Raw genomic sequence first — 8,895 nt, 5'->3', positions numbered from 1 at the left:
CCGGCCCGATGGAGCCGCGGGCCGCCGTTCGGCACCCGGCAGCTCGCCGCGGGTCGCGGCCACGTCCGAGCCGCCGTCCGCCGGCCGGCTTCCCGTACGCCCGCTCGACGCCGTGGACCGCGACATCCTGGCCCTGCTGCGGGCGGACGGCCGGGCCTCCGTACGTTCCGTGGCCGAGCGGGTGCACGTGTCCCGGGGCAATGCCTACGCCCGGATCAACCGCATGCTCGAGGACGGCGTGATCCGGGGGTTCAGCGCCCGCATCGACCAGGAGCGCGCGGGGCACGGCACCTCCGCGTACATCACGCTGAAGATCGTGCAGGACTCCTGGCGCTCCGTACGCGAGCAACTGTGGGAGCTGCCCGGGGCCGCGCACATGGCCCTGGTGGGCGGCGACTTCGACGTGCTGCTATTGGTACACACCGCCGACAACCGCGCCCTGCGGGATCTGGTACTCACCCGCATCCAGGCCATTCCCGAGGTGCTCAGCACCCGCACTCTGCTGGTCTTCGAGGAGACGGACCTCGAACCGGAGGCGTGACACTCGCCGTCGGCGGCACCACGACCAGCGCCGAACACCGGGCCCTACGGTCAGTCCGCGACCGGACCGTGTCGGCGAGCGGCCGACGATACGCCCTCCGAGGCCCGTCTCGGGCGACTCGAGCACCGCGCGCGGCCAGTCCGAAAGCATCTGGGATTCCCACGCGCGACCGGGACATTTCCGCTCCGCGTAGAAGTACGCGAACGCCACAAGGGACACTGCGACCATAATTCTCCAGTGGTACACACCGCTGAATAATTTCTCGCGGAATTATTGGCCATTTCCCCGCCACCCACTTTCCAACACCAGGACTCACCCCTAGAGTTCACGCCGCACGCCGGCCCCGGGGGGACTTCCGGACCGGCGGCCCGTACGTGGACCAGAAGACCAGCACAGAAATGGGCGTGAGAAATGCACAAGAAAAAAGGGATTCTGGCGGGATTCGCCATACTGCCGGTCGCGGGGCTCATCACCACCGGGGTGGCCACCGCCGACCAGCCTGACTCCGCCCAGGCCGCCGGCTGCGCCGACAAGATGATCTTCGAGGTGGGCGGCCACAGGGACGGCGACGCCACGGTCTACGACAAGAGCAACGCCGCACTGCCGGCGGGAGTCGACTTCACCAAGATCCACTACTCCGCCGAGATCGCGCCCTTCCCCGGCGACACCAAGTCCCTGGACGACTCCGTCGCCGAGGGGCTCCAGAAACTGGACAAAGAGGTCCGCGACTTCCACGCCGCGTGCCCCTCCTCCCAGATCACCATCTCCGGGTACTCCCAGGGCGCGATCGTGGCCGGGGACCAACTGGCACGGCTGTCCCAGGAGAACAGCGTCCCGCACGACCAGATCAACGGCGTGCTGTACGGCGACCCGCGGCGCCCCGGTGGCGAGGGCCCCGGCGGCATCGAGGGCAACCTGCCGACCATCATCCCCGGGCTGACCATGAAGGGGGAGCGCGGCTTCGGCGACCTCAAGGTCCAGGAGATCTGCAACAAGAACGACGGCATCTGCTTCTCGGAGAACCCGATCACGAATCTCCTCGGGTTCGCCAACGGCGTCGTCGGCTACTTCAGCGGCGACCACGCCTACGACATCAACCCGAACTCCGAGAACGGCGGTGGCGACCGGGTCATCGACCAGCCGCCACGGGTCCCGCACGGTCCGCCGCTCCCGATCCCGGCGAAGACCCCGTACGAGCAGTTCAACGGCGACCTGCCGACCGCGCAGAAGGAAATGACCAAGATTCGCGAGGGCCTGCTGGCGAAACTCCCCGCCGAGCTACGCGACCGCCTGAACGAGTTCCCCTGGCTCTCCGTCCCGGGCGGCTCAGGAGCGTGATCGACGACGCGCGCGGTACGGCACGGGGCGGGCGAGTTCTTCCACCCACGGTCACATCTCCCCGACGGCCCTCTGGTTTCCGGTAATTACCGCTGGTAACTTCCGACCATGAACCGGACCGTTCCCCCCGGACCTCCGCCGCTGGCGGGCAGGCGGGTGCTGATCACGGGTGCGGCACGAGGCATCGGTGCCGCGCTCGCACGCCGCCTGCACGCCCGCGGCGCCCGCCTCGCACTGGCCGGCCTGGAACCAGCGAGGCTGGCCTCCGTGGCCACCGCGTGCGAGGCGCCGTACCGCACCCTGGACGTTGGCGACCACCCGGCCACCGAGACCGCGGTCGCCGAACTGGCCGCCGAACTCGGCGGCCTGGACGTCGTCGTGGCGAACGCGGGCATCGCCGGCCAACTGCCACTCGTGGGCGGCGACCCGGCGAGGCTGGAGCGAATGCTCCGAGTCAACGTCCTCGGCGTCTACCACACCCTGCGCGCGGCCGGCCCGCATCTCGCCCACCCGCGTGGGTACGCGCTGGTGATCTCCTCGCTCGCCGCGGCCGTCCATCTGCCCCTGCTCGGCGGCTACAGCGCGTCCAAGGCCGCCGTCGAGGCCCTCGGCAACACCGCCCGGATCGAACTGCGCCCCAGCGGCGCCCGCGTCGGCGTCGCCTACTTCGCCGAACTGGACACCGAGATGACCAGCCGCGGCTTCGGCACCCGCGCCGCCGCGCTGCTCACCGGCGGCGGCTCGCTGTCCCGCCTCACGCCGCTGAGCACCGGCGTGACCGCGCTGGAACGCGGCATAGCGCGCCGCTCCCGTCGTATCGTCGCGCCCTGGTGGGTCGCGCCGGTGCTGCCCGTACGACCCGTGGCGCAGCGTGTGGTCGAGCGGATCGGGCGGCGCGACCTGGCCGAGGCGCTGGAGGTGGCCCGGGAGGAGCACGCTCCGCTCACCACCGAGCAACCGGAGGACCGTTGAGCACGCCGCGCCGGCATCACGCGTACAGCGAGGACCCGTGCGTCCCGGCACCGGACGACCCGGATCCACACGGTCCGGACAGCCCGGACCCGTCTCCCCGGGTCCGTCCCGGCACCCGCCGCGAACTGGGTCTGCCGGCCTGGCTGTTCGTAGGAGCCGCTGGCCTGGTGACAGGCACGGAGGCGCCGCGGCTGTTCCGCACGCTCGGGCGGCACCGCCGCCTCTTTTGGGGCTGGCTGCACTTCGCCGGGCGGTTGATGCCCGGCGGTACGCTGCCCCGTCGCCATTCCGAGCTGGTCATCCTGCGGGTGGCGCATCTGCGGGACTGTCGCTACGAGTTCGACCACCACGTACGCCTCGGCCGACGCGCCGGCGTCACGGCCGCGGACGCCCGCCGGGTGCGCGAGGGTCCAGACGCGACCGAGTGGACAGAGCGGGAACGGGTGCTGCTGACCGCCACCGACCAACTCGTCCGGGACAGCGACCTCGACGACGAGACCTGGGCCGCACTGCGCCGCCAGCTCGACGAGCCGACCGCCGTCGAGTTCTGCCTGCTGGTCGGGCACTACACGATGCTCGCCACCGTGATCACCACCCTCCGCGTCCCCGCCGACCGCCCGCGCCGCGGGGTACGGCGGATCCGGCGCCGCCGATCAGGCTGACGCGGAGGGCGTGCGCGAGCCGGATACTCGGTTGCCGGACGGATCTCGGACTGTGAGGCTCCGGGCATGCGAATGGACGAACTGCTCACCCTGGAACGGGAGGGACGGCTACCGGAGTTCGTGCTCTTCTGGGGCGGCCCGCAGCGGAAGGGCTGCCTCAGCCAGTGGTACGACGCGCCGTTCACCGTGTCCGGCGTCCGGTACCAGACCGCCGAGCACTGGATGATGGCCGAGAAGGCGCGGTTGTTCGGGGACGACGGGGCACGTCGGGAGATTCTCGCGCGACCGTCCCCCGCCCTGGCGAAGGACGTCGGACGGCACGTGCGCGGCTTCGACGAGGAGACCTGGGCACGGCACCGCTACGAGATCGTGGTGGCCGGCAACAGGGCGAAGTTCGCCGCGCACGGGAAGCTGCGGGACTACCTCCGCTCCACGGTCGGCAAGGTGTTGGTGGAGGCCAGTCCCGAGGACCGGGTCTGGGGCGTCGGACACTCCGAGGACCAGCCGGAGGCTCAGCTTCCGTCCGCCTGGCGCGGTCTCAACCTGCTCGGCTTCGCGCTGATGGACGTACGCCAGAGCCTGCTGGACGACTAGCCAACCCGTACCACGTCTTGCCTCGCGCCCTCCGCCTCCGCCGGGCGGTCTCGTCGACCACACGGCGAGCGAGGTCATCGAGGTCCTGCCACAGCGTGTTCTCGCTGCTGGAGGCGCACCCAGACGCGCCCGCGCCCCGTACCGTTCCGCCGTGCCTGTCACGCCGTGCCTGTCACGCCGTGCCTGCCGCCCACCCGAGCCCGCGGCGTACCGCCTCCTCGACCGGCGTGTACGCGCCGTCCGCCCGCTCCAACTCCAGCTCCCCGACCGGCTCCAGCGGCGGTTGGGCGATGAACCGCGGCGCGCTGCCGTGATGCGGCTGCGCGCCGTGGATGAGGAAGGGGTGGCACAGGTACACGTCACCGGCCTGCCCGGTGGCGTACACCGTCGGCCGCTCCGCGGCGTCCAATCGCCCGGCGGCGTCCATGGCCTGGCACAGCTCCAGCATGTTCCGGCCCCGTTCGCCGGCCTCCGCCAGGAAGGGCGGGACGTCGAGATGGGAGCCCGCCTTGATGCGGGTGGGCGCCTCCTCCGGGCCGACGTCGGTGAACAGGAACAACATCAGCAACGCCCGCCCCCGCGAGCGAAGGTTCAACCACGGCCACGCGTCATCGTCCTGGGCGTAGCTGGCGTCCACGTGCCAGCCGGCGTCCCCCGGATCGTCCGGGTACGGAAAGCGGAGCGGGAACGTGCCGAGACCGCCACGAGGCACCCAGCGTCCCGCACCGACGATTTGGTCGAACGCCCCCAGCAGCGCCGGCGTGTTGGTCGCCTGCCGGAACGGCTCCTCCGCGGAACCCTCGATCCGTACGACGGGCTGGGTCCAGGTGCTCGGGTCGTCCGGGTCCAGACCCGACATCCGCCACAGGGCCGCCGTACAGTCCTGGGCCACCGAGCGGGGAAAGGCGGCCGGAAGCCGCACGAAGCCGTCCTCGACGAAGCCGCGGACCTGGGCGTCGGTCAGGGTGCGCTGGGGCGTGCTAGGCATGCCGGCCATGCTGTGCGGGCTGGTGGGGAGACGCAAACGGTTTCCGCGCCGAGCGACCCGGTCGCCTCGTGCGGCCCCGGGCGCCTCGTGCGGGCCCCCGCGTCTCGTACGTCCCCCCGCGCCCGCTACGGTCCGCGCCCCCGCGCGCCCCGGCTCCGCCACTGCCGGCTCGGTCCGGTGACCGCTCGGCCGCCTGTAACCTGACTGCGTACACCGGTCACGGTCCGGATCAACCGGCCCGGGAGCTGCGGTTGTCCGCAAGCGTGTGTGTGGTGTTCCGCGCCAAGGCGGAAGGCTCCCCACCTGGCCGGCCTGACCAGCGAATCCTAGGCTTCGACAGTCCCGCGGCCTCGTGCCGCACTCCGACACCCGCGCAGAGGTACCGCATGCAGTCCGCGCTCCTGGCCCTTTCCGACCAGCCCGAAGGCGGCATCGCAGGCTGGGCAGCCGGCCTCGTCGACACCATGGGCGGTCCCGGTGCCGGCCTGGCCATCGCCCTGGAGAACCTGTTCCCGCCGCTGCCCAGCGAGGTGATCCTGCCCCTCACCGGGTTCGCGGCCGGGCAGGGCGTGCTGAGCCTGACCTCGGCGCTGTTCTGGACGACCCTGGGCTCGGTCGTCGGCGCGGTCGCGCTGTACTGGATCGGGGCGCTGCTCGGCCGGGACCGGATGTACGCGATCTGGGACCGGCTGCCGCTGGTGAAGACCGCTGACCTGGAGAAGACGGAGGCATGGTTCGCCAAGCACGGGACGAAGGCGGTGCTCCTCGGCCGGATGGTGCCGATCTTCCGCAGCCTGATCTCGGTGCCGGCCGGTGTCGAGCGGATGCGGATGCCGGTGTTCGTGGCCCTGACCACGGTGGGCAGCCTCTTCTGGAACTCCGTGCTGGTTCTCGCCGGCTACTGGCTGGGAGACCAGTGGGACCTGGTGGAGAGCTACGTCGGAGTGATCTCCAAGGCGGTGCTGGTGATCGTGCTGGTGGCGATCGCCGTGTTCATCGTCCTGCGCCTCACCCGTGGCCGGTCCCAGAGCGGGGCCCAGCACCGGAAACCGTGATGCCGTGATGTCAGCCGGGGATCGCGCCATACCCGAGACCGAGCCGCCAGCCGTCGGCTCGGCCCCACGCCGGGCGGTGGGCCTGCTGCTCGGCATCCCCACCGCCGTGCCGGGGCTGCTCTACTTCCTGCTGGTCGGTACGGTGCTCGGCCCGGCCCTGCTCTGGCCACGCACCCGTCCCGCGGCGCGACGCACCCTGGAAGCCGGAGCGCACCGGTTGGCCGGCGTGGAGCGGCGTCGGCGCACGACCTTCTTCGGCGACCAGTTCCTCCCCGCCGACCACGCGCGCAAGGTGCTGCTCTACCTCGCGGCCCGCACCTTCGCCGGGCTGCTGACCGCCTTCGTGATCTCGCTGCTGGTCTTCGGGGTAGTGCTGGCCGTGCTCCTGGTGATCGGCTACTTCCACAGCGACTCGCCGGCCAGCGAACTCATGGGCCAGACCGTCCTCGGCTTCGTGCTGCTGTTCCTGAACATCCAGGGGCTGATCTCGCTGGAGGCGCTGGACGGGCGACTGGCCCGGCAGCACTTCGGCCCCTCCGAACGCGAGCTGATGCGCCGCAGGATCGACGAACTGGCCCTCACCCGGGCCGGGATCGTCGAAGCCGTCGACACCGAGCGCCGCCGCATCGAGCGCGACCTGCACGACGGTCTCCAACAGCGGCTGGTCGCGCTGGCCATGCTGCTCGGGCGGGCGCGCCGACACCGTACCTCCGAGAAGGGGGACGCCCTGTTGGAACAGGCGCACCGGGAGTCCCAGGAGGTGCTCGGCGAACTACGCGAGGTGGCCTGGCGGGTCTATCCGACGGCGCTGGACAACCTCGGCCTGCGGGAGGCGCTGGACGGCGTCGCCGAGCGTTGCGGCATCCCGCTCACCCTGGACTTCCAACTACCCGAGAACATACCGCACTCCACCCAGACCGTGGCCTATTTCGTCGTCTCCGAGTCGGTGACGAACGCCGCCAAGCACTCGGCGGCCGACCAGGTGCGGGTCAGCCTGGCGAAGCTGGACGACGCCGTGTTCGTACGCATCCAGGACAACGGCGACGGCGGCGCGAACCCGGAGGCGGAGGGCAGCGGCCTGTCCGGACTACGCCGCCGGGTGGCCGCGTTGGACGGCCGGATGCGTGTCGACAGCCCGCCGGGCGGGCCCACCACGATCACCGCGGAGCTGCCGTGCGCATAATTCTCGCCGAGGACTCGACCCTGCTACGGGAGGGCCTCGTACGTCTGCTCACCGAGGAGGACCACGAGGTCGTCGCGGCGGTCGGGGACGGCGCCAGCCTGGTGCGGGAGGTCGAGGCACACCAGCCGGAGCTGATCGTCGTGGACATCCGAATGCCCCCGACCCACACCGATGAGGGACTCCGCGCGGCCCTGGAGATCCGCGAACGCTGGCCGGGCATCGGCGTGCTGGTGCTCTCCCAGCATGTGGAGAAGCATTACGCGGCCCAGCTCCTCACATCCGACTCCGCCCGGGTGGGCTATCTTCTCAAGGACCGGGTGGCGCAGGTCGAGGAGTTCCTGGAGTCCCTGGAGCGGGTGTACGCGGGCGGCGCGGCCATCGATCCGGAGGTCGTACGCCAACTGCTGACCCACACGACCCACACGGACCCGTTGAGCCGGCTCACCCCGCGTGAGCGGGAGACCCTGGACCTGATGGCACAGGGCTTCACGAACGCCGCGATCGCGGGAAGGCTCTACATCTCGCAGAGCGCCGTGGAGAAGAACGCCAACACCATCTTCGACAAACTCGACCTCACCCGCACCACCGGATACAGCCGGCGCGTGCTGGCCGTGCTCCGCTACCTGGGGTCATGACCGTGCACGAGGACCATCCGACCCTTCCGGAACAGAGTTTCCGCACCCTACGGGGCCGGCGCTGGAGCTTCCTCGACTTCGGGCGGCCGGCTCCGTATCCGCCTGCCGACGAGCGGCCGGTGATCCTGGCCCTGCACGGGCACTTCGGACGTGGTCGGATCTTCGCCCCGCTGGCGGCCGCCCTCGCCGACCGCTACCGGGTCATCGCCCCGGACCAGCGGGCACACGGGCTCTCCCAGAGCGGTGGTGAGCTGACGCCGGGGGCCTACGTCGCGGACGCCGCCGCCTTCCTGCGCGCGCTCGAACTGCCGCCGGTGGCCGTCCTCGGCCACTCCATGGGCGGCGCCATCGGCTATCTGCTGGCCGAGCGCCACCCGGAGTTGGTGGCCGCCCTGGTGGTCGCGGACATGACCGTACGAAACCACGCACCGGAGGTCCAACCCGTGCTGGACGTCTCCGGCTGGCCCCGGCGTACCGCCACCCGCGAGGAACTCCGCGCCGACATCGAGGCGCGCGGCATCCCGGACGCGAGCTACTTCCTGCACAGCGCGCACCGCTTCGAGGACGGTTGGGGCCTGCTCTTCGATCCGGACGACATGATGGCCTCACAAGACGCCCTGACCGGGGACTTCAGCGCCTCCTGGTGCGCCTCCGGGCAACCGGCGCTGCTTCTGCGCGGTGGCGGGAGCTTCATCCTCACGCCCGAGACCGCCGGCTGGATGACCCGAGAACGGCCGAACACCGAACTGGTCGAGCTGCCCGGCTGCGGGCACTGGCTCCACGACGACGCCCCGGATGCCTTCGCCGAGGCCGTCGGCTCCTACCTGGACCGGGTGCTCGATGGCCCCGGCTCCGATCGATTCGAGCCCTGAGCCCTGAGCGGCGGGCGGCGAGCCTCGGGTGGTGACGGCTCGCGACCCGGGGCGT

At 71.2% G+C, this 8,895-nt stretch carries 10 protein-coding genes; 9 read left to right on the top strand and 1 reads right to left on the bottom strand.

Translation table 11 applies throughout. The annotated features are described in order from the left end of the window. Positions 1-112: 112 nt before the first annotated feature. The 5 genes from AN216_RS22520 (at position 113) to AN216_RS22500 (ending at position 4,107) form a co-directional block, all read left to right on the top strand. The gene (locus AN216_RS22520) at positions 113-541 is read left to right on the top strand and encodes an Lrp/AsnC family transcriptional regulator (protein ID WP_070198556.1); all 429 of its coding nucleotides are present in this window, start codon (positions 113-115) and stop codon (positions 539-541) included. Between the two features lie 411 nt (positions 542-952). Next, positions 953-1,879, top strand: coding sequence for a cutinase family protein (locus AN216_RS22515; protein WP_070198527.1), 927 nt, complete (start codon positions 953-955; stop codon positions 1,877-1,879). Between the two features lie 108 nt (positions 1,880-1,987). Next, on the top strand, positions 1,988-2,851 hold the full coding sequence (locus AN216_RS22510; RefSeq protein WP_070198526.1) for an SDR family NAD(P)-dependent oxidoreductase: 864 nt from the start codon (positions 1,988-1,990) through the stop codon (positions 2,849-2,851). After that, a complete protein-coding gene (locus AN216_RS22505; RefSeq protein WP_079166859.1) occupies positions 2,848-3,513 on the top strand; it encodes a carboxymuconolactone decarboxylase family protein in 666 nt (221 codons plus the stop codon). Before AN216_RS22510 ends, AN216_RS22505 begins: the two co-directional genes overlap by 4 nt. A 66-nt stretch (positions 3,514-3,579) precedes the next feature. Next, on the top strand, positions 3,580-4,107 hold the full coding sequence (locus AN216_RS22500; RefSeq protein ID WP_070198525.1) for an NADAR family protein: 528 nt from the start codon (positions 3,580-3,582) through the stop codon (positions 4,105-4,107). 172 nt (positions 4,108-4,279) lie between these two features. Here AN216_RS22500 and AN216_RS22495 read toward each other — a convergent pair whose 3' ends face one another. After that, positions 4,280-5,095: a phytanoyl-CoA dioxygenase family protein gene (locus tag AN216_RS22495; RefSeq protein WP_070198554.1), complete on the bottom strand. Its 816-nt coding sequence runs from the start codon at positions 5,093-5,095 to the stop codon at positions 4,280-4,282. 386 nt (positions 5,096-5,481) lie between these two features. Between AN216_RS22495 and AN216_RS22490 the strand changes: the two genes are divergently transcribed. The 4 genes from AN216_RS22490 to AN216_RS22475 are packed head-to-tail and all read left to right on the top strand — an operon-like array spanning position 5,482 to position 8,840. After that, complete coding sequence (locus AN216_RS22490) at positions 5,482-6,150, top strand: DedA family protein (protein ID WP_070198524.1); 669 nt, start codon at positions 5,482-5,484, stop codon at positions 6,148-6,150. A 7-nt stretch (positions 6,151-6,157) separates the two neighbouring features. Next, entirely contained in the window at positions 6,158-7,333 is a 1,176-nt protein-coding gene (locus tag AN216_RS22485) for a sensor histidine kinase (protein WP_070198523.1), read from the top strand. Next, positions 7,324-7,968: a response regulator gene (locus tag AN216_RS22480; RefSeq protein ID WP_070198522.1), complete on the top strand. Its 645-nt coding sequence runs from the start codon at positions 7,324-7,326 to the stop codon at positions 7,966-7,968. Before AN216_RS22485 ends, AN216_RS22480 begins: the two co-directional genes overlap by 10 nt. After that, a complete protein-coding gene (locus AN216_RS22475; protein WP_070198521.1) occupies positions 7,965-8,840 on the top strand; it encodes an alpha/beta fold hydrolase in 876 nt (291 codons plus the stop codon). Before AN216_RS22480 ends, AN216_RS22475 begins: the two co-directional genes overlap by 4 nt. Positions 8,841-8,895: the final 55 nt, after the last annotated feature.

This window comes from Streptomyces oceani (assembly GCF_001751245.1).
In the GTDB taxonomy this organism is placed as follows: Bacteria; Actinomycetota; Actinomycetes; order Streptomycetales; family Streptomycetaceae; genus Streptomyces; species Streptomyces oceani.
Note: the sequence above shows the minus strand (reverse complement) of the source record. Positions and strands in the feature narration are given on the sequence as shown.